Source organism: Flagellimonas zhangzhouensis, assembly GCF_900102925.1.
GTDB lineage: Bacteria > Bacteroidota > Bacteroidia > Flavobacteriales > Flavobacteriaceae > Flagellimonas > Flagellimonas zhangzhouensis.
The window spans coordinates 599,920-623,425 of the sequence record NZ_FNKI01000001.1 but is presented as its reverse complement, the minus strand read 5'-3'; the positions used below and the strand labels follow the sequence as shown (position 1 = coordinate 623,425).

Genomic DNA, 23,506 nt, shown 5'->3' with positions numbered 1-23,506 from the left:
AATTAAGCCTCCTGTTGAAGCTTTTTGTTCCAACTGGCACAATTACATTGGCAAGAAAAGATATGAGCTAAAAAAGCGCCCGAGAGAGCGCTTTTAATAAGTTAAATTAATAAGAAATTGTGCCAACAATAAACAAAAACTATATTAGTTTTTTTGCTCCAATTTTGCCCAAGTGTCCCTTAAAGTTACTGTTCGATTAAAAACCAAATTTTCTTCTGTTGAATCTTTGTCCACATTAAAATATCCCAAACGCTGAAATTGAAAACTGTCACCAACTTTTACATCTTTTAGGCTTGGCTCCAAATATCCTGTAACTTTTTGTAGCGAATCAGGATTTACGAAATCCATAAAATCCTTTTCCTTATGACCATCTGGTGTAGCATCCGAAAAAAGACGATCGTAAAGTCGAACTTCGGCTGTAATGGCATGCGGAATTGAAACCCAGTGCAATGTCCCTTTTACCTTACGCAAACTTTCTTCCGTTCCAGAACCACTTTTACTTTTTGGATCATACGTACATTGCACCTCAATCACATTGCCGTCTTCATCTTTTGTACAACTCTCCGCTTTTATGATGTATCCATTCTTTAAACGAACTTCACCACCCAACTTTAATCTAAAGAATTTACGGTTGGCTTCTTCCCTAAAGTCCTCTTTTTCAATGTATATCTCTCTTGAAAATGGCACTTTTCGGTTACCTGCAGCCTCATCTTCAGGATTGTTTTCAGCATCCAACCACTCCTCTGCTCCTTCTTCGTAATTGGTTATCACAACCTTTAAAGGATCAAGAACCGCCATTACCCTTGGAGCAACTTTATTCAAATGATCCCGTACATGAAATTCCAACAAAGAAACATCTACCACATTCTCACGCTTCGCAATTCCAATGGTATCGGCAAAATTTCTAATAGATTCAGGAGTATATCCTCTTCTTCGCAAACCAGAAATAGTGGGCATACGTGGATCATCCCAACCTGAAACCACTTTATTCTCAACCAATTGAAGCAATTTTCGCTTACTTACTACGGTATGGCTTAAGTTTCTACGGGCAAATTCACGCTGTTTAGGGCGCAATTTGTCTGAGGATACCAATTGGTCCAAAAACCAATTATACAGTTCGCGGTGTGGTAAAAACTCTAGTGTACAAAGGGAATGAGAGACTTGTTCTATATAATCACTTTCCCCATGGGTCCAGTCGTACATAGGATAAATACACCAGTCGGTATTTGTTCTATGGTGTGCCTTGTGTAAAATTCGGTACATTACAGGATCACGCATTAACATATTGGTAGATGCCATATTGATTTTGGCACGCAATACATGCTCCCCCTCTTTAAAATCACCATTTTTCATACCCTCAAAAAGGGTCATATTTTCCTCAACTGTTCGATTTCTATATGGACTTTCAGTTCCAGGTTCCGTAGGTGTACCTTTTTGTGAGGCTATTTGCTCGGAAGTTTGACTATCTACATAGGCTTTTCCATCCTTGATCAATTGAACGGCCCAATCGTAAAGCTGTTGAAAGTAGTCGGATGCATAACATTCTGTATCCCATTGAAATCCAAGCCATTCAACATCGCGCTTAATGGCATCAACATATTCCTTTTCTTCCTTTGCAGGATTGGTATCATCGAATCTTAGATTAACAGGGGCATCGTAACGCAATCCCAAACCAAAATTCAAGCAAATAGAACTCGCATGACCAATGTGCAAATAGCCATTTGGTTCAGGAGGAAAACGAAACCTAAGTTCATCCTTTTTGTACCCTTTTGTTAGGTCCTCCTCAATGATGTGCTCTATAAAATTCAACGATTTAACTTCTTCCGACATACCTAAAATTTGATGCGCAAATGTAGTAAAATACCGCGTTCCTAGCTACTTTTCACGATATCGCGTATACAAACTAGTGCATTTCACAACACTTTTGGGTTAGGCTACAACAATATCTTTCCCTTGGCCTAAAATAAAGACATATTTGTTATTGAATACTATATGAAAAAGAGGCGCCTCAAAAGGGTCTCACTGAACTAATTACAATTAAGGGGCACAAAACTAACAGGGCTATTTGGCCCATAACCTCTTAAAAACTAACTGTGATGAAAAAACTTTGTTCAACATATAGCATTCTGGTACTGGCCATCGCCTTTGTGCTTGTTGGTTCTTTTAGCGCTCAAGCACAGGTGCTTTATCAACCTGTTCCCGCTGACAACCCTAACCTTGCAGGTAACTCTGCATGGACAGCGGCTTGTGCCTCCAGCAGTTTTAACGAATACTTTGTGAACTTTAGATGGGATCCACCAATGGTCGGCTCCGATAATGAGTTCATTTTAGAGCTTTCCGATGCGAACGGATACTTTGCTTCACCAACCGAATTGGCTCGAGTAAGCGATAAAAATGGAACTTTCGATTTTGAATTTGAGTTTTCATTGCCAACGGATACTCGTGGCGAAAACTTCAAATTTAGAGTGAGAAGCACCTCTCCAGCCAAGACAAGTCCAGCGTCTGAGCCATTTTCCATGTATTTTATTGATTACAACTATCCGTTGTTGATCAGTGAAAATGGTAGCGGAAGCATTCCATCGGGTGGTTTGATTCAATTGTGTGGTGGAGGTTCAGTAACTCTTAAGCCTCATAACATTCCAAATGCAAATACGTACATATACAACTGGTACCGTAGTGGTACCCTTTTGGCTGAAAAATCAGAAAGCATCACAGTTTCTGAGCCAGGCATGTATTACGTAGAATTGGATTATGGAGATTGCTCAGGTTCGGCCAACACTTTATCCAATACCATAGAAATCAGTACAGGAACTAGTTCTGGATTGGCAATCAATGGAGCCTCAAATATCGAAGTTTGCCCTGGTGAAACGCACCAACTTGAGGCAAATGTTTCTGGTTTAGGACTTACCTATACGTGGTACAAAGATGGTACTGTTGTTAGCGGACCTACCGTAGATGCCAGTACTTATACCGTTGACGCCAGTATCAATGGTTTTGAAGGTTCATATGCTGTAGAAATAGATGGTGCCAATACGTGTAAAGAATTATCCGAAGCCGTGACTGTTTCCAGTCCAGGTTCTTTTGACGTAACACAGAATAATGAACAAAATATAGTGTTGTTGCCTTCACAGACCAAAACATTGTCTGTAGCTACAACAGCTACTACTCCAGCTTATCAATGGTTTAAAAACGGAAGTGCAATTGCGGAGGCAACCAGCAGCTCTTTGGTAATCAATAGTGTAGGAGAGTACCATGTAGAGGTTACCGATAATGGTGGTGCTTGTGAAGCTGCCCCACTAAGCTCTGAAACCACTACCGTAGTTGCTCCAGAATCATTCGAATTTGTTATTGAAATTATTGGTTCTTACGCCACTTGTGAAAATACCGATGCCACCTTGAGCCTGTCTATTATCAATGCAGTAGGTAGCAATGGTTCTAAAACTGATGTAACCTCAGAACTACAAAATTCCTTCGCATACCAATGGCAATTTGATGGGGCTCCTTTAGCAGGTGAAACCTCAAAAACCATTACAGTTTCAAGCCAAGAAGAAAATGGGGGATATATATTAAAAGGTACTATTGATTCCTTTAATGCTACTTCCAACAACCTTCAAATCAAGTTGGCTTCCAACGAAACATTGACCATTTCATCCAACGGAACGGTGTACTGTGAAGGGGGAGATGCCATTGTGTTAAGTACTACAAAAGACCTTACAAATGAATCATTTAGCTGGAAAAAAGATGGGGTTGCTCTTGCTTCCACTTCAGAAGCTTTGACTGTTGGTGAACCAGGCGTTTACCAATTGGTTATAGACACCAACGAATGTCCAGTTGTATCAAACGAAATTACAATCCAAGCCTTTGACGATTCCTTATTGGTCTTGGATAACTCAGAAAATATCATCCTTGTTGAAGGAGATTCCCAAACCTTAACCGCCAATGGTGCTGACTCTTATGAGTGGTACGATGCTGGCAACAATCTTATCTCAAATTCTAACGCATACGACTTCCAAGAAGAGGGAGAGTATTTGTTGATTGCAAGCTTCGGTACTTGTACCATTAGCAAGATAATCACTGTAACCTACAGGGATATGTTTGCAATTCCCAATGTTATTACCGCGAATGGCGACGGTATTAACGATTTATGGGTATTGCCCAACACCTATTCCAGAGACCCTAATGTTCTCGTCACCATTTTTAATGAGAGGGGAGAACAAATTTTTAGCCAATCAGGTTATGAAAACAATTGGCCTCAATCCACCACTGCGTTTAACAAACAAAGCATGATTTTCTATTACAAGATCACGCGGGGTGGTAGAAGCCTTAAACAAGGTACCATTACGGTTATCAAATAAACAGCGATGCAAACTAAAAAACCTCTTTTACTACTAACTATCTTGCTACTTGCCTTCTCTGGAATGAGAGGACAGGAAGAGGAACCCTTTGTGGCCTATAACGTGCCCTCCCAAAACTTGTTGAAGTTCAACAGATTCTTGTTGAACCCAACATTTTCAACGGTTAGGGAAGACAAGTCATACATCAATTTGTTTCATAGAAACCAGTCGGTATCTTTTGATGACAACAACCAGGTGTATTTCTTGAGTTATAGTGGTAGAGTTAGTGATAGAAGCGGTGTTGGTGTTAGTTTGTTTACCAACAGAGAGGGGCTTTTTAACAACTTTGGTGTACATGCCAACTACGCTTACGGAGTTCGATTGAGCGAAAACAGCACCTTTACGTTCGGTGCCAATGTTAGTTACTACCAAAGTGCCTTTAATCAAGATCGTGTAAATTCCGTTGAGGTAGACCCATACCTTAATACTTTGGAAAGCAGCTCTTTGGTGAGCTTTCAGCCTGGTTTCAACTTTTCGTTCGGGAATTTTGATATCGGGGGTTATGCAGAAAACTTATTCGATTATAACCTAAAAACCAGTGAATCGGTTACAGATATTAACGAGAAAACCTACTCTGGTCACTTACAATATACCCATCAGTTTGAAAACGGTGTGGGCATCTTTGAGCAAGCACGTTTAATGCCGCTTGCCAGAGTAAAAAGAATAGGGGAGGACAACCTAGTTTTAGGTGGAAACTTGATTCTTGACCTTCCAAAATTAGGGTGGGTTCAAGCGGGTTACGATGATTACTACGGCGCATCTGCAGGTTTAGGTTTTAACCTTACCAAAAACATTTCTTTAGGATATACCGTAGAAAAAGGTTTGACCACTGAATTCGACAACTTCGGGGTTACCCACGAAATCTCTTTGGCCTACTCCTTTACACCTAACCTTACCGAGGACAGAGTTATGCTTGAAAAAGATAACGAAGACTTGGTATACAACGAAGAAGAAGTTCCTCAAGACAGCCTAAACATTACAGATAAAGACCTAGAAATTTCTCAATTAAAAGACAAATTGGCCGAAAACGATGCCATTTTGGATGAGCTCTTAATGCGTCAAGATTCCATTGAAACAAACAGAAGAGAAGATTTGGAAAGACGTTTTGAGACCGTAATGAAAATGGTAAAACGTGAAACCAAAGGTGAAAACCCTGCTTTGGAAGAAAAAGCAAAACAACTCTATTTCGCCAACGCCGATACTGCCGATTTGGTTTCCGAAAGAAAACAACCATTGGCCAATCACGGACTGTCCAACACTACGGCCACAAAAAAGGTTATCAGAATTAACGAAACCAAAGAAGACAAAGCTATTGCTAGCACCAATACAACTCCAGTTAAAAGAGATGTAACCTATAGTGCTCCAAAAAGAAATAAAACTCGATTTAAAGCCAATGTTGTTCCTAATGTAGAAAGTGGACACTACTTGATTGCCAATGTTTTCAGAAATCCTGACAATGTTGATGCCTTTATCGAAGAATTAAAAGCACAAGGAATTGACGCCGATTACTTCGTGAATCCTAAAAATGGACTCAACTACGTGTATTTGGGTGACTTCAATAATAAACAAGAGGCATTAAAAGCCTATCACAATAAAATGGATGGTAAATACCAAGGTGATGCCTGGGTAATGAATGTTAGCGGGAGCAGTTCTCCAATTGCGGGATATACCCCACCAACAACCTCCAATAGCAAGTACAGCAATAGTGTGCTTACTAAAAATGTAGCTGGTTCTGGAAACAAAATGATGATCAAAACACAAGCGGTAGATGGTTTGCCAGAAGGCTATTACATTATTGCAAGTGTGTTTGATAATGCATCCAATGCAAGAAATTTTGTAAAAGAATTGAATGCCAGAGGATTGAACGCCAGCTATTTCCTTAACCCAAATGACAAGCTAAGGTACGTGTACCTGAAGAAGCATGAAACTTGGGTAAATGCCTTGACCTCTTACTATAACAAACTCAATGCTTCATACGAAGATTCCATGTGGATCATGCGCGTGAAGTCTAATACCACAGTCTAGACCAACTAACCGATGAGAAAACAACTACTTAAATGGTGTATTGCCCTTTGTGCGATTCTATTTTCATATACTGGTTATTCCCAGGTTAAGAACAGTTTTGATGTTCGCTATGAAAATGAACTCAGAGGTGACCTTACATTTATAGCAAACAATATTGTGAATAGGGATGAGGGCGGAGACGACCCAGAGGATCCTTATAACCTAACGGGGTCAAGTTCGGAGTACAACGACAGGTTGAACATGCAATACATTGATGTTGACAGTGATCCTTCAACGTTCAGCTCCAGTAGTGCAACCCTTGCAATACCCGATACAGGATGTTCTTTGATCAGATATGCAGGTTTATATTGGTCTGCAGTTTATAGCGACAGCAATAGGAGTACAGATTTTAATCAAATTAAATTCCAAGTACCCGGTGCATCCTATGTAGACTTAACTGCTGATGAAATTTTGTTCGATGGACAGGGAGATTCAGACTTTGGTAATTATGCTCCATATGCTTGTTATAAAGATGTTACCTCAATACTTACTGGCCTTGCCAATCCAGATGGTGAATATACTGTAGCCAATGTTCGGGCAAGTTCTGGTGATAATGTTCAAGGAGGAGTATCTGGTGGTTGGACCTTGGTTATTGTTTATGAAAACCCAACTTATCCTGGAAAATATATCACAACGTTTGATGGTTATGCTGGTATCAAATCAGGTCAAACCGTTGATATTCCATTCAGTGGTTTTACAACACTTCCTGCTCCATTCCCAGTAAATGCAAAATTGGGGGTAGCTGCGCTTGAAGGAGATAATAGAATTAGTGGTGATGGCTTGTCCATTAGAGCTGATAGTAATAGTACATTTACTTCATTGTCCAATGCTGCCAATCCAGCTACCAACTTCTTTAACAGTAACATTACTGATGAAGGGGTGATTCAAACCAATCGGAACCCAAACAGCATTAACACTTTAGGGTGGGATGTTGATTTGTTTACCATTCCAAACCCTAGTAGATCAGTAATTCCAAACAGTGAAACTGGAGCCACTTTACGCGCTTCTTCATCACAAGATAAATACGACATCTTCTTTACATCTTTAGATGTAGAAATTATTGAACCTCATATGAACTTGGCCAAAACGGTTGAGGACATTGGAGGTAACGATATTACGGGACAAGGTGTAAATCTAGGTCAATACTTGGATTATGTGCTTACGTTCCAAAACGTGGGTAATGATGACGCCATCAATTATACAATTAGGGATATCCTTCCCATCAATGTTACTTTAGATGAGTCAAGTATAAGTATGCCTGCAGGTGTTACCTATACTTACGACCCAAGTACACGAACTGTTTTATTCACTGTTCCAAATGGGATTATAGAAGAAAATGATCCAGCGGCCACCATTCGCATGCGTGTTCAAGTAGCAGAAAACTGTTATGATTTTATTGATGCTTGTACAGATATTATACAAAATGTGGCCTATTCCACTTATCAAGGAGCCATAAACTCGGCACAAATCACAGATGACCCCAGTGTGTCTGAATTTGATGGTTGTGGATTTGGTACACCTGGTGCCACCAACTTTTTGTTGGACGACTTGAGCGCCTGTAACTTTGACCGTACTGTACAATTGTGTGGTGATAATGTGCTTTTGGATGCTGGTGATAACTTTGACAGTTATACTTGGTATTTGGATGTTAACGGCAACAATCAAATTGATGTTGGGACAGATACTGTGGTTACCGATACCGATTCTGACAACGACCCTAGTACCCTTTTAGTAACTGAAACAGGAACTTATTTAGTTGACAAACAAGTTGCTGACCCATGTAAGGATTTCATGGAAATCATTACGGTTGAATTGTTCGGTTCGGTTCAGTCCAACCCAATTACAGCCTTAATCAACGACACATCCAACACCATAGACGGAGATATCATTGTATGTCCAAATGATGGTAGCGAAACTCCTGAAATCTTTTTGTGTGGTCTTAACGATACGGAATTGATTCAGATCAATGTGCCTGATGCATTGAGCATTGTTTGGGAACAATTGGATGAGGCTAGTTGTGGAGCTGCGGTAGATGGTTGTGCCAACACAGATGGGTCATGTACTTGGGACACCGTAGATACAGGAAATGATTTCTTGGCTACCGACTCAGGTCAATACAGAATCACCCTTAACTACCAAAACGGTTGTTTTACCAGGTTCTATTTTAATGTTTACAAAAACCCTCTTGATCCACAATACACCTCAAGAGACATTATTTGTAACACAGACGGAAACATTACCGTTACCAATATGCCTTTGAGCTATGAGTTCCAATTGGTGAACCAATCAACTGGAGCAATCATTACTCCTTACCAATCTAGTCCAAGTTTTGATATTTCTACCAATGGAGCTTACATGGTAGAAATGAGACAAGCTGGTGTTACTGGTGGTTGTGTTTTTTTGTTGGATAACATCGGTATTCTTCAAAGAGATTTCCAAGTAGATATTACAACCCAAAATACCAACTGTACAGGATTGGGAGAGATTTCCATTTCTGTTTTGGATGTAGAACCTCAATATTATTACGAAATTTCCACAGGTGGAACAGTGGTTGATACTTTTGGGCCTTCTGCTGACAACAACTATACATTCCAAAACCTAAATAGTGGAGTTTATGATGTAGCGGTTACAACCGACGATGGTTGTACTTACAACGAACAAGTAACCATTTTAGATGAAGCTGATCTTGAATTGACTGCAAGAATATCACAACACATTACCTGTCGTGAAGGAAATATTCAAATGGAATCAACAGGAGGAAAAACTCCCCACCTGTATGCTATTTGGTCATTTGTAGATGAAGACGGAATCACCCAAATTTCCTATCCATCCGTTACCGATGTTCCTGCTTCTGAATTTCAGACAAGTCAAATTTTCGATATCTACGATCCAGGACAGTACACCTTTGTAGTTGTGGATAGATATGACTGTTATGATATATCCAACACAGTGACCATTGAGTTTAGACCTGCTGCAGATTTTAATGCAACTACGGTTTTAGATGTATTGTGTAATGGTGATGCTACAGGATCTATCACTTTTAACCTTGTGAACAGTAATGGATATCAGTTAACCTATTATTTGTTCGATGCTACAGGTTTTGATGAGGATAACTACGATTACGCAGATGCTTTGAGCACTAATGCTTCAGGAAATTTTCCTGCTTTGGGAGATGGCGATTATGTAGTGGTCATCAACCAAAGAAAAGGAAGTGCCTCTTGTGATTACTTCGAGTACCACACCGTTTCCGCTCCTGGCGCCACAATTGATGGTAGTGCAGTTTTAGTCCAAGACTATAGCTGTTTATCAGATGGTGTTGTTGAAATTCAAAATGTAACTGGAGGAACTGCTCCATATGAATATAGTATTGATGGTGTAAACTTTGTAAGCTCTCCAACTTTTAATGGTCTTACAGATGGTACCTACTCTGCTGTGATTAGAGATGCCAACGGATGTACATTCGATACCAACCCTATCACCATTGACCCTCTTGTACCACCAACCGATATCGATTTTGCGGCAACAAATCCTTTGTGTCCTACTTTCGAATCAGACATTACATTAACAGTAACAGGTGGTTCACCAAGTTTAACTTATGAAATTATTTCTCCAGCTGCTAGTGCGGTGAACAATGGAAACAATGCCACTTTCGCTGACTTGTTGCCAGGAACATATATGTTCCGTGTAACAGACAGTGACGGGTGTTTCTATGATGAAAGTTACACTATTGCTCCAGTAACAGAGATTTCAGTGATTGGTCAAGTTGTAAGCAACGTCACCTGTTATGGTGACACTGATGGTGAAATTGCATACACTGTTTCCAACTTCAATACTGATTACGATTATACGGTAACAGGACCAGCTTCTTTCTCTGGAACAGGAGAAACCAACGGAACTATTTCTTTGACTGGTTTGGCCGAAGGAACTTACACCATTACAGTAACTGATAACCTTACCAACTGTACCGATACCACAGATGTAACCATTGCTGCTCCACCAGCAGCCATTACCGCTCCTGTAACCTTGGCACAGCCTACTTGTGTTGCCGATGGTTCTGCGAACATAGTTGCTAATGGTGGATGGGGAAGTTATACCTATGAAATTACGTCTGGCCCAGCTGGATATGTTTTGTCTGGACCCCAATCTAGCGGATTATTCAGTGGATTGGCCATTGGAGGAACCTATACTTATACAGTAACCGATGCTAACGGTTGTGTGTTTACCGATACCTTCATTTTAAATGAGGCCGTTGCGCCTGTTTTGGAAATTGTTCCCAACGATATTTGTTACGATGATGCTACAGGTTTGACCCTTACAGCAAACATCACATCAGGTGGTGACGGAAATTACGAATACAGTCTAAATGGAGGTCCTTTCGGAACCAACAATGTATTTACCAACTTAGGCCCAGGCACCTATACCGTTGATGTTAGAGATGGTAATGATTGTACCGATACAGCTTCTATCACAATTGACCCTGAACTTAGTGTTGTTGCTTCGGCTCCAAATATTACAGCCTGTGCAACAGATACAGATATTACCATTACTGCCGCTGGTGGAGATGGAAATTATGTGTATGCAGTTGTGGCCAATGGAGCAACCCCAAATGCTGGAGACTTCTCAACTACAAATCCTATTACCGTTACTTCTGCTGGGGATTACGATGTGTATGTAAGAGACAACAACGGTGCAGCTGGATATTGTGAGGCTACTTACGACATTACAATCACACAAGATGATCCATTGGTTATTTCAGTTACAAATACTGATATTCTTTGTAGTGGTGAATCACAAGCTCAAATTACCATTGCTGCTTCGGGTGGTGAAGGACCATATTTGTACAGTATTGACAATGGTGCCAATTACCAAACTTCAAACACTTTTGTAAATCTTCCTGCAGGAAGCTACAATGTACGTGTAAGAGATGCCAACAACTGTCAGGTAACCGAAATTTATACCATTACTGAACCTTTAACGCTTTCTGCATCAGCAGCAGTGACTGCATTGGCAGAATGTTATCCAGGAATGGGAGCAGAGGTGCGTATTACCAATGCCATTGGAGGAACCGCTCCTTACGAATATAGTTTTGATGGAGGTTCAACCTACGGTGCTAGTTCAATTGGTTATTTATTGCCAGGAACGCACACCCTTTATATTAGGGATGCCAACCTTTGTACCTTCCCAATGTCTGTAACTATTGATCCAGAACCTGAAGCTCCTACAGCTACTACTTCAATAGATTACGAGTGTGATGGTGAGGGTACAATTACTGTAACTCCAAGTAGCACAGATTTTGATTATACTTATGAAATTGATGGTTCACCAAATACTCCAAACACCTCCAATGTGTTTACGGATGTTGCTGTTGGAAACCATACAATTACGGTAAATTATACAAGTAATATTGCTCCTTCTCCGAGTATTCTTCTTTCTGAAAACTTTGGAACAGGACCAAATACCAGTATTCCAGAGGTAGACCCAGCGTATTGCTATGAACCTCAAAATGGGTCTGCAAACTCTTGTGGATGGTCAATAAATACTGAAATACAAGACGGGGAATACTCAGTGACCCAAACCATTGTAAATCCATACCCATCATGGTTAAGTCCTAATGATCATACAGGTGTGGCCAATGGTAGATTCCTTGCCATGAATGTTGGTGGCGCAGTTGGTGCCAATGGCATTATTTATGCCAAAAGAGGCATCGAAGTAGTTCCAAACAGAGATATTACCATTTCCCTTTGGGCATTTAACTTGCTAAGAAATGGAACTGGCGGAGCTGATCCAGATATCGACATTCAATTAGTTGATGGAGTTGGAACTGTAATTGCGAGCACAACTACAGGAAATGTTCCTAAAAACAATGGTGTTAACGATTGGCAAAACTACTCTGTAACCCTAAATCCAGGAGCAAATACCAACTTAGATATTGTTATTAGAACAAATTCAGCTGTTACTGGCGGAAATGATATCGCGATTGATGATATTGAAGCCTACCAAACTCCTGAGGTTTGTACAGAATCTTTGACTATCAATGTAAACGTTGAGGATGGAAATGCCTTTGATGGAGCCATCACTTCTTACACAGATTTAACGTGTAACAGTGCTAACGATGGAACCATCACCTTTGAAGTTGAAAACTTTGACCCAGCAACAGGTTATACCTACCAAGTAGATGGTGGCGTTGTTTCTGCGGCTCAATTTGCAAGTCCTATCACTGTTTCAGGATTAGCAGCTGGTGCACATACGATCAACATTGTAGACCTAAGAGACCCTGCTTGTTCGGTAGTGTTGAACCAAACATTAGCACAACCTGATGTATTGGATGTAACTGCAGTGGTGACCAACGAACTTACTTGTACCAACGGTGGTGCTACTGTAACAGCAACCACAACAGGTGGTACTCCTGCATACCAATACCAATTGGAAGATACTGTAGGTGGTGTAATCACGACTTACCAATCTTCTAATGTATTTACTGGATTGGCTGCTGGAGATTATGTGATTCGATCAAGAGACACAAATCTTTGCGAGGATACAACTCCTATTACCATCGCTCCACCAGCAACCATTGCTTTCACCTTAACACCAACAGCTTGTTATAGTGGAAACAACGACGGAACTATTCAGGTTGATGTAACTTCTGGAAACGGAAACTATCAGTTCAGTATTAACGGTGGTGCTTGGATTACCCCAACGCCTACCTCAGCTACTACCTATACATTCTCAAGCTTAACAGCAGGAACCTATACCATTGATGTTCGTGATCAATATGGATGTTCTATTCAAGATACCGTAACCATTGTTGATGATTTGGTGGCGAACGTAGAAGTTGTGGATGTTTCTTCTTGTGCTGATGGAAGTATTACCGTAACAGCTTCTGGCGGAAGTCCAGTTCTGCAATATGCTTTTGTTCCAACTACGACTGACCCAACTGGATCCTTCTCAACTACCAATGTTTACACTGTGAGTGCTGGTAACGAAGGTACTTTTGATGTGTACGTAAGAGATAATTCGGCAACTGCTCCTTATTGTGAATATGTTGAAACAGTTACCGTAAATCCTGCTGTACCATTAACAATGGTTGCAACGCCTACTGATCCATACTGTCATGATGGAACTGGAAATATTTTGGTGGATATTACCTCTGGAATTGCCCCATATACCATAGAAATTGTGGATTTGGACAATGGAGGTGCTTCCAACCAAACCGATACAAACGTATTGGCCTCTAGCCGTACTTACTACAACCTAATGCCTGGGGATTACACAATTAATGTAACCGATGCAACAGGTTGTACCATTACAGATACACAAACCATCAACAACCCTGATGAATTAACAGGTATTGTTACAGGTGTAGTACCATTAAATTGTGACGCTAGTGTAGGACCAAACGATTTTGGATTTGATTTCTCAGGCTACCCATCGACCATTGGAACCATCGAATTTAGTGATGATGGCGGTACAACTTGGCAGTCATCTGATCAATTCCGTGGATATAATCCTGGAGATACGGTTTATCCTTCATTGAGAACTGTGGATGGATCAAGCAACACGGTTTGTCAAACAGATTTAGAGCCTTTCATTATTCCTTACCCATTGGATGATTTGGATATTACCATTTCAGCTTTGATTGTAAACTGTAATGAATTGCAGGTTACCGTTCAAGGTTCCGAAGGTGTGGCTCCATACGAATATGCATACTCTGATGATCCAGCTAATTTTGATCCAACTGCTGCAACATGGCAAGTTGGTGGAACAACAGATAACCTAGGAAACACTGTGCCAGCTGGTCATGGAATGTACCAATGGACAGGTTTGGTTCCTGGTAGAACCTATGTTTTCTATGTAAGGGATACGAGTGGTTGTGTGCGTCAGAGTAATGTAAACGTGAACGATTTGATTACCGTTCCTTTGGAAATTACTTCTGTAGTAACTCCAACTTGTGATGGATTAAGCACTGGTAGTATCACATATACAATCACCGACAACCAAGCTCCATTTGAAACTCAGATGAGATGGACTGTTTATGACATGTCTTCTGGTTCGCCTGTATCTGTGGCTACCAGTGGTGGAATTGTGCCATTTTCATCTCCTCAACAAGATGTTACAGTTAACAATTTACCTGAAGGAAATTATTACATTGAAGTTACCGAAGTAGATGGTTCCAACAACGATAGTTGTGTGGGTGCAACGGAAAATGTCTTTTTACCAGAATTGAACCCTCTTTCTGGTACGTTGAATGTACTACAAGATATTAGCTGTAGTGAGCCTGGTTTGATCCAAGTTCAAAACCCATTGGGTGGAGGTGGAACGTACACCTACACTGTAACTGGACCTGTTGGATTCACGACTATAACTTCAACATCTGATAACCCTATTGAGATTCCTGCAAACTCACCTGCAGGTAACTACGATGTAACTATGGAGGATCAATATGGTTGTGGTGTGAATCTTGGGTCAGTTCCTTTGACACTAACTCCAAATCCAACCATTGACAGCATTGTAATCGATAGCTGTGCCCTACCAATAACTGTTACCATTAACGCAACAAGTACTGCGCCTCAAATTTTCTATTCTTTGGATGGAGGTGCGACCTATGAAAACAACGGAGGCATATTTACCAATGTAGCTCCAGGAACCTATAATGTTTCGATTATTGACAGCAATGGTTGTACTGATACGGATGTGATTGAGGTACATCCTCCATTGGAGTTCACTGCAATTCAAACTGTTGCTTTGGATTGTGAGCCAGGAGCCTTGGCCAATGCAGAAATTGAAATCGAAGTTTTTGCTGGATCTGGAAATTACGAGTACATGATCGATGGGCCTGGTACTAACGACCAAGCTAGAGCTGTGCTACCTTCCAATCCATTTACTTGGACAGGTGCTGCTGCTGCTGGCAGTTATGATGTGATTGTATTTGATATGGGAACAGCCCCACCAAACTGTTCACGTACCATAACAGTTGAGGTGCCAGACGCACCGCTTCCAAGCTTCACTGAAACGCATACGGATGTAACTTGTTTTGGTGCCAGCGATGGAACCATTACACTTACAGAAATAGATAATGGTATCAACCCATTAACCTATACTTTATCTCCAATGCCAGCTGGTGCTGTATTGAATGGTAACACATTTGAAAACCTTCCTGCTGGTACATATAGTGTAAGAGGAGTTGGTTCTAACAGCTGTTTTGTTGACATCTTTGATATCATTATTGGAGAGCCAGCAGCCATTGCTGTTGCTGCACCAACAGTGGTTGAATTTGGTTGTACTGCTGGTAACAATACCAACAATGCAACAATTACCGTGGACACTGCTTCCATTACAGGAGGTAGCGGAAACTATGTTATCTATGAATTTATCAATGATGCTGGTTCTGTAGTGGTTCAGTCAGGTAGCAACCCTGTTTACACTGAAACCAATACAGCAGGTGGCAATTATACCATTAATGTATACGATAGTAATGGATGTTTAGGAACTACAACTGCTGTTATTGCACCATTCGATAGTTTGGATTCTGCAACCGTAGCAGTTGATGCTGTAGCCACTTGTGTAACAGGTGAAGATATTACTATTACTGCTATTGGATCTATAACAACATCTGTTACAGACCCAGCAAACTATGAGTTTAGAGAGTTGCCTTCTGGAACTTTCCAAGCTTCAGGAAGTTTTACTGGACTGTCTGTTGGTATTCACAATTTTGAAGTGAGAAATACAGTAACAGGATGTATCATTACCGTTTCACACGAAGTAGCTGATCCAGAAGTGTTGGATTTAATGGTAGTCAGCACAACAGATATCACTTGTTATGGTGATACCAATGGCGCTGTTGAACTGAACTTGGTAGATGCTTCTAGCATTACCTATGCAAGTGCAATAACATATACCTTATACTACGATATCAACAATACCCCAACCAACTTGGCCGATGATGTAACCTCAACAGGATCTGACACAGATGGAAACTTTACCATTTCAGGTCTTGCGGCGGGTACTTATTATATCGAAGTTACTGATACCAACCCTCCAGGTGCTGCTTGTGTGTACAGCGAATCATTCAATATTGCTGGTCCTGCCGCACCGATTACAGGTTCTACTGTGGTAACCGATATCACTTGTGTGGGTAACGATGGTATTATCCAAATTACTGGCGTAGCTGGTGGATGGGGTGGATACTCCTACTATGTGGGAACTACTTCTCCAACAGGCCCTGGTGACTATGTGGCTAGTCCTAACTTTACAGGATTGTCCGTAGGAACTTATGAAGCTTGGGTAATCGATTCAAGCGGATGTGAGCAATTGGTGGATACAGTTACGTTGACCGATCCTCTGCCAATTACAGCTTCACTGCAAGTAAATGTTGAAAACTGTACCAACCTTCAAGGAGAAATCGAAGTTGTTGGAACCACTGGTGGTCAAGGAAGCAACTACACTTATCAATTGATCAGAAACGGAGTGAACGTTGGTTCGCCTAAAACAAGTACCATTTTCTCAGGATTGGGTGCTGGTTCTTATGAGGTATTGATAGCTGATCAGTGGACATGTACCACAACTGTTGGTCCAGTAGTTCTTTCTGATGCAATGACTGCCAATACAACCGTGGTTAAGCCAATTGACTGTACTGTTGATCCAGGAGGACAAATTACCGTGAATGTATCTGGTGGTTCATCTAACCTAACATTTGATTTGGTTTATCCTGATGGAACTACAACCGATAGCAATGCTACGGGAGTATTCACAGGACTTGTTCAACCAGGCGTTTATACCATTACCGTAACCGATAATGATACTACTACTCCATGTACTTATGTGGTAACACAAGAATTGGATGATAAAGTAGATCCTGTTATCGATAATGTAATTGAAGAAGATGTAAGCTGTAATGGCGGTTCAGATGGTAGTTTGACTGTGGTTCTTGACCCAGCAACCGTTGTTGACCCTGTTTACACTTACGAATTATATCAAATGTCCAACTTGGTAACTCCTTACCGATTTGCGCAATCGAGCCCTGTATTCGATAATCTACCAGCTGGTGATTACCGAGTAAGAGTAATTTCTTCCAGAGCTTGTGAAGATACCTTTGATGCTACAATTGGAGAACCTCCAGTATTAGCGGCCACTGCTACTGCTACTGATTTCTCTTGTAGCCCAAGTAATTCAGTTAATGAAGCAACTGTGACTGTTGTTCCAACTGGTGGAACCGCTCCATTTGTCTATAGCTTCAATGGAAATGCCTTTACTTCATCTACAACATTTGATGTTGTGGATAATGGAAGTGTTCAAACCATCAACTATATTGTAAGAGATGCCAATGGATGTGAATATCCAAATAGTATTGATATTCAACCATTGAATACGTTCACCGTAGCTACCAACCAAGATGTTGCTATATCTTGTGTGAATCCAGAAACGGTAACCCTAACGGTTACAGAATATATTCCTGGTGACACCTATACATTTGCCTTGTTGCCTGTTGGAAACACTTATGGAACAATGACGGCTTCTACAGGTACCACTGCAACATTTGACTTGAATGCTCCAGGAACATACACCTTTAGGGCTACTAATGATGCAACGGGATGTTACGTTATAACTTCATACACCATTGCACCCTACGATACCATTGATGTTGTTGCTACGGCTACTTCACCAGCTATGTGTTTTGGTGATGCAGGAGAAATTACAATAGATGTTTCTGGTTACCCAGGATTATATGATTATGATGTTTACAGAACCGATGGTACGCTTATCGTATCTGGAAGTGGAAATGCTTCAGCTGGTTCCTTGGCCATATCCCATCCTGATTTGGTTGGTGGCAATTATTATGTTGAAGTAGAGGCCACAGAAGCTCCTTTCTGCACATCTACATCTGGTACAGTTACCATCATTTCGCCAAGTTCAGCATTGGATGCTGCTCCTTTGGAAGTCGCCAATGTAACTTGTACTAACGATTTAGGTGAAATAATGGTAGCACCAACAGGAGGATATGCACCATACGATATTGTATTGACGAATACCACTACTTCAGAAGTTTACACCATGAACGATGTTCAAAGTTTCGTGTTCACAGGATTGTCTGCTGGAGATTATACGGTAAGAGTTACCGATAATGGTGGTTGTTTTGAAGATAGAACATTGACCTTAACAGAACCAGATCCTATCACCGCAGATATTGATGCTGCTCCGATTGATTTGGCTTGTTATGGAGATGACAGTGCTGCTGTTTGGGCCATCAACGTAACTGGTGGAGAAGGTTCATATGCATATCAGTTGAACTATTATGATGCAACTGGTACTACCATTGAATTCACAACAGGTGAACAAACCAACAATACCTTTACAGGATTGGGTGCTGGTATCTATAGCATTACCGTAACTGATGGTTGGAACTGTGGTGTGGAAACTCCACAAGTAACTATCAACGAGCCAACTGAAGTATTTGCTTCTTTAGTTCAGGTTACCGAAATGACTTGTACCACTGATGCAGAAATTTTATTGACCGCTTCAGGTGGAAACGGTTCTTACTTGTACAGTACCGATAACATCAACTTTACTCCAATGGCAGGTAATTCAATTACGCTAGCCGTAGGAGAGGGAGTATACCAATATTATGTTCGTGATACAAATGGTTGTGAGGCTGAAATCTCTAACCAAGTAACCATTGATCCTATACCAGAATTAATATTGACCATTGACGATTCTGCAGCATTCATCAACTGTATGGGTGAAGCATCTGCAACAATCACTGCTCAAGCAACTGGTGGATTGGGTAATTACTATTACGAATTGTTCAGTGATGCTGCTTTGACCAACCTATTGGCTGGACCACAGACCAGTGGAACATTCAATACGTTGCCAGCAGGTAGCTACTACGTAAGAGTTATCAGTGAGGATTGTGTTGAGGTGTCTCCTGAAATCATCATTGTTGATCCAGCTCCATTGGTAATTGAAAGAGAAGAGTCTACCGATATTACATGTGCAGGAATGGACGACGGTACAATCACTGTTGAAGTATCTGGTGGTACAGGAGAAATTCTTTACGCAATTTCACCAAACCTTGATCAGTTCGATACCGAAAATACCTTTACCGATTTGGCACCTGGTATTTACGATGTAATCGCTCAAGATGTGAACGGTTGTTTCTTGACCTTCCAATTTGAAATTGTTCAACCAGAACCAATCGCTGCAGAAGCTATCAACATTATGCACGAAGTATGTTTCGATAGCGCAGATGGTGAGTTTGAAATTCAAGTTACTGGAGGTACAGCACCATATATGACCAGCTTGAACTCTAGCCAAGATGCAAACTTTGTACAAGATCAGTTCTTGTTCCAAAATCTTGCAGCAGGAACTCACGTAGTATTTATTAGAGATGCACAAGGTTGTGAAACCAATGTGATTGTGGAAATCGAGCCAGGTGTAAATCTTGCGGCTACGGTAACTCCAATGTATGAGTGTACAGGAAATATTCCGAACAATTACTTGGATATTGTTTTTGAAAACGAGTCAATAATAGACGATGTAATGTATGCAGTGGATTCAACTGATCCTGCAGATATGCAATTGACTGCAGATTTTTCAAACCTTACCCCAGGTGATCACTTTGTTACTATTGCTCATGCCAATGGTTGTATGACCACTTATGATTTCACCATTGAAGGTTATGAACCATTGACCTTGGTATTGGAGAACAACAGCTTTAACCAAATCACTGCTATCGCTGAAGGTGGTGTAGAGGATTATACCTTCTATTTCAACGATATCAACAATGGATCGGACAACATATTCTACATCAACTATACAGATACTTACACGGTAACTGTTATTGATCAGAATGGATGTGAGGCTACTGCTGAAATCTATGTGGAATTCATGGATGTGGACTTCCCAGACTTCTTTACCCCAGATGGTGATGGTCTTAACGATTTTTGGCTTCCTGACAATGTTGAGGGCTTCCCTGACGTACTAATTAAAATTTATGATCGTTATGGTAGAGTAGTGGAAGAAATGACCCGCGAAATCAAAGGGTGGGATGGTAATTACGATGGTAAACCATTACCTACTGGAGATTACTGGTATGTAGTTCGCCTAAATGGTGATCGTGATGACAGAGAGTTTGTGGGCCACTTTACACTCTACCGCAATTAATGATTAACCTACTTTAACCTCATGTTAAAAAAGATATACTCAACTATCCTCCTTGTTTCCTTGGCACTTTGTGCCAGGGGACAAGAGTTGACAGTACCCCAATTATCGCAATACATAGCTGATAATCCATTTTTAATGTCTCCAACCTATGCAGGTATCGGAGATCATATAAAAGTGCGTTTAAACGGCTTAACACAATGGGTAGGGATAGAAGATGCACCAGATACGCAAACCTTGGCAGCAGATGCCAGAATTGGGAACCGTTCTGGATTGGGTATGCTTTTGTATAATGATAGTAATGGATATACCCGCCAACGGGGTGCGAGGGTATCATTTGCTCACCATTTAACCTTGGATTATTACGACGATATATTCCTTTCATTCGGATTATCGTACAATTTTAACCAGTTTAGGGTAGATGTTGAGGAGTTTGAAGCCAATAATGGTCAATTGCCAACCGATGACAAAGCAACAACAAATCACAATTTTGATTTGGGCGTTTTGTACCGAAATAAAAAGTTCTATTTAAGTTTAAATGCTGCCAATATCTTGAACAAGGATTTGTCCAAATTCAATACCGATATTGTTCAAATAGAACCTAACAAACTAAGAAACTATTACCTGTATACTGGATATAGCTTTTCAAAAAACAAAAACAGTAAATTGGAAGTAGAACCCTCTGTTTTCTTCCAATGGTTTGAAAGTGATGGCCGTTCCGTAACCGATTTGAATACCAAATTCCGTTTTCACGATTTTGAGGATTACTATTACGTAGGGGTTACCTATCGTTTTTTGAATGACCAATTTGGATCACCATTGTACATAGCTCCAATTGCTGGATTCAAAAAAAGTAACTTCTATTTTGGCTACTCCTATCAGATAATCACCAATGAAATATTGGGATACAGTACAGGTACCCATGTTCTTACTGTGGGTATGGACCTATTCCAAGGCTTGAGCAATTGTAGGTGTATGTATTAATTGTTCTGGTTTTATGCTACTTTTGCCCTTTCATACAAAGAAAGCGTGGGAAAAATTAGGCTAAAGAACGTTCGAATACACTCCAACCATGGGTGTTTAAAAGAAGAAATGCTAATTGGAAGTGATTATAGGGTAGACCTAGAAATTACTGCCGATCTTTCTCAACCTGCAATTTCTGATAATTTAAGTGAAACTGTTGATTATGTTCAACTGAACAATATCATAAAAGAAGAAATGAGCGTTCGTTCCAACCTTTTGGAACATGTGGCCAAAAGAATAAGCGATCGTATTTTTGAGGAAATTCCTCAAGTTATTGAAGTGGAAGTGGAGGTAGCGAAAATAAATCCACCAATTGGTGGAGACGTTGAAAGTGTTGCAGTAATACTTAAGAATCAAAGGTGATATTATTACTTTGCTAAAGCTAAAAAAGTAGTACATTTGCACACCAAAATGGCATCGTGGCCGAGTGGCTAGGCAGAGCTCTGCAAAAGCTTGTACAGCGGTTCGAATCCGCTCGATGCCTCAAAAACCCAGTACTTAGTGCTGGGTTTTTTATTTTAAAGCTTCTCTATATTTTCAATTTTTTCTTGTAGGTCGAACTTTTCTTTCGGAAGAAAGCCTTTTACGATAAGTACAATTCCACACAGAACCAGAACTATCCCCAACCCTTTTTTAATAAGTACAATACGCTCTTGGGTTAAGTATCGTTTTAGTTGTTTTGCCAATAAAATTTTAAGCAAATCAGTCCCAAAATAGACCATGAGCACAGTTCCAAAAAATACCATCATCCTATTGGAATCGTTGTCCAAACTTGGTCCAACAACAATGATCAAACCCAACCAAAATGCAAGAACCCCGATATTGATGAAATTCAATAAGAATCCCTTTACCATCAATCCCAGATAAGTCCCTTTGGAGGCCTTTACGTTTGATTTATTCTTTGCTTTTTTCACAAAAAGGAGAATCCCATACACCAGCAATATCATTCCTCCAAAAACAAACAACCCTGGTTGATTGCTTAAATTTTCCAATAATTGAAAACTACTGAAGTACGCAATCAATAAGAAGACAATATCTGCAAAAATAACCCCGATATCCAAGCTAACACCTGCCCTAAATCCTTTTGTTGCACTAGTTTCCAGTAAAACAAAAAACACAGGACCTATCATAAAGCTCAATAAAAAGCCCAATGGTATTGCTGCCTGAATGTCGTCAATCATTATTAATTCACTCTTTTTATTTTTCCGCCGAACAAAGTGTGTTCATCCATTTTTTCGGGGTCGCCATAGACCAAAACCTCTCCACCTGCCTTTACATTGGCCTTAACATATTTGGAAGCATAAATTTCCGCATTTCCACCGGCATTTACGCTAATCGTAGTAAATTTTGTTTGGAAAGTCCTCCCATTATAAGCACCTCCAGTATTTATGATCACATCTTGCGTATTCGAAAATCCACCTGAAAATATCTTTCCACCTGAAACTGCTTTTATCAATAACTGGTCAACTTCGCAATTGATTTCCAACTCACCACCCTCTTGCGCTTTTAGCTCCAAAATGTCTTGCTTATAGGTGTCATCAGAAGATATTCTAGCATCTTCGTTAACATCGATCACAACCAATTCTTCCGTGTGGTACAAATCAACATAAGTTCTGTAACCACTGAAAATCTTTACAATTTCCATTCGGATCTTTAATACACCATCGTTATTTACAATGGCCACATTATCCGTATTGGCTCCAGAAATAACAGCTTTGTTTTCACTGGATTTGATCAAATTGATGGAAATCCCATCAAAACCTTTGATTTCTGTGAACTTTTGTAGGTTTTGGGTAATTGTATTCTCTTGAGCAACAATGCATTGCAAACTCAAAAACACTATAACAATCGTAATTTTTTTCATGTTATAA

8 protein-coding genes and 1 tRNA gene are annotated in these 23,506 nt (G+C 40.3%); 6 read left to right on the top strand and 3 right to left on the bottom strand.

What is annotated here, in order from left to right:
• Nucleotides 1-144: 144 nt before the first annotated feature.
• Nucleotides 145-1,830, bottom strand: a complete 1,686-nt coding sequence (locus BLQ18_RS02650) for a glutamine--tRNA ligase/YqeY domain fusion protein (protein WP_090292347.1) — start codon at nucleotides 1,828-1,830, stop codon at nucleotides 145-147.
• Nucleotides 1,831-2,096: 266 nt separating this feature from the next.
• Here BLQ18_RS02650 and BLQ18_RS02645 point away from each other — a divergent pair, with 266 nt between their 5' ends.
• The 6 genes from BLQ18_RS02645 to BLQ18_RS02620 all read left to right on the top strand — a co-directional run bounded on the left by BLQ18_RS02645 (nucleotide 2,097) and on the right by BLQ18_RS02620 (nucleotide 22,119).
• Nucleotides 2,097-4,355, top strand: coding sequence for a T9SS type B sorting domain-containing protein (locus BLQ18_RS02645; protein WP_090292346.1), 2,259 nt, complete (start codon nucleotides 2,097-2,099; stop codon nucleotides 4,353-4,355).
• Nucleotides 4,356-4,361: 6 nt separating this feature from the next.
• Nucleotides 4,362-6,419: a PorP/SprF family type IX secretion system membrane protein gene (locus BLQ18_RS02640; RefSeq protein ID WP_090292344.1), complete on the top strand. Its 2,058-nt coding sequence runs from the start codon at nucleotides 4,362-4,364 to the stop codon at nucleotides 6,417-6,419.
• A 12-nt stretch (nucleotides 6,420-6,431) separates the two neighbouring features.
• Nucleotides 6,432-20,615, top strand: a complete 14,184-nt coding sequence (locus tag BLQ18_RS02635) for a T9SS type B sorting domain-containing protein (protein ID WP_090292342.1) — start codon at nucleotides 6,432-6,434, stop codon at nucleotides 20,613-20,615.
• A 21-nt stretch (nucleotides 20,616-20,636) separates the two neighbouring features.
• A complete protein-coding gene (locus BLQ18_RS02630; RefSeq protein WP_090292340.1) occupies nucleotides 20,637-21,596 on the top strand; it encodes a PorP/SprF family type IX secretion system membrane protein in 960 nt (319 codons plus the stop codon).
• Nucleotides 21,597-21,641: 45 nt separating this feature from the next.
• Nucleotides 21,642-21,998, top strand: a complete 357-nt coding sequence (gene folB, locus BLQ18_RS02625; RefSeq protein ID WP_090293645.1) for a dihydroneopterin aldolase — start codon at nucleotides 21,642-21,644, stop codon at nucleotides 21,996-21,998.
• A 50-nt stretch (nucleotides 21,999-22,048) separates the two neighbouring features.
• Nucleotides 22,049-22,119: transfer RNA gene (locus BLQ18_RS02620), tRNA-Cys, on the top strand.
• Nucleotides 22,120-22,153: 34 nt separating this feature from the next.
• Here BLQ18_RS02620 and BLQ18_RS02615 read toward each other — a convergent pair.
• Both BLQ18_RS02615 and BLQ18_RS02610 read right to left on the bottom strand, forming a co-directional pair.
• Entirely contained in the window at nucleotides 22,154-22,816 is a 663-nt protein-coding gene (locus tag BLQ18_RS02615; protein WP_090292339.1) for a LysE family translocator, read from the bottom strand.
• A 2-nt stretch (nucleotides 22,817-22,818) separates the two neighbouring features.
• Nucleotides 22,819-23,499 carry a head GIN domain-containing protein gene (locus BLQ18_RS02610; RefSeq protein ID WP_090292337.1) on the bottom strand — a complete coding sequence of 227 codons (681 nt, stop codon included), beginning with the start codon at nucleotides 23,497-23,499 and terminating at the stop codon, nucleotides 22,819-22,821.
• Between the last annotated feature and the right edge of the window lie 7 nt (nucleotides 23,500-23,506).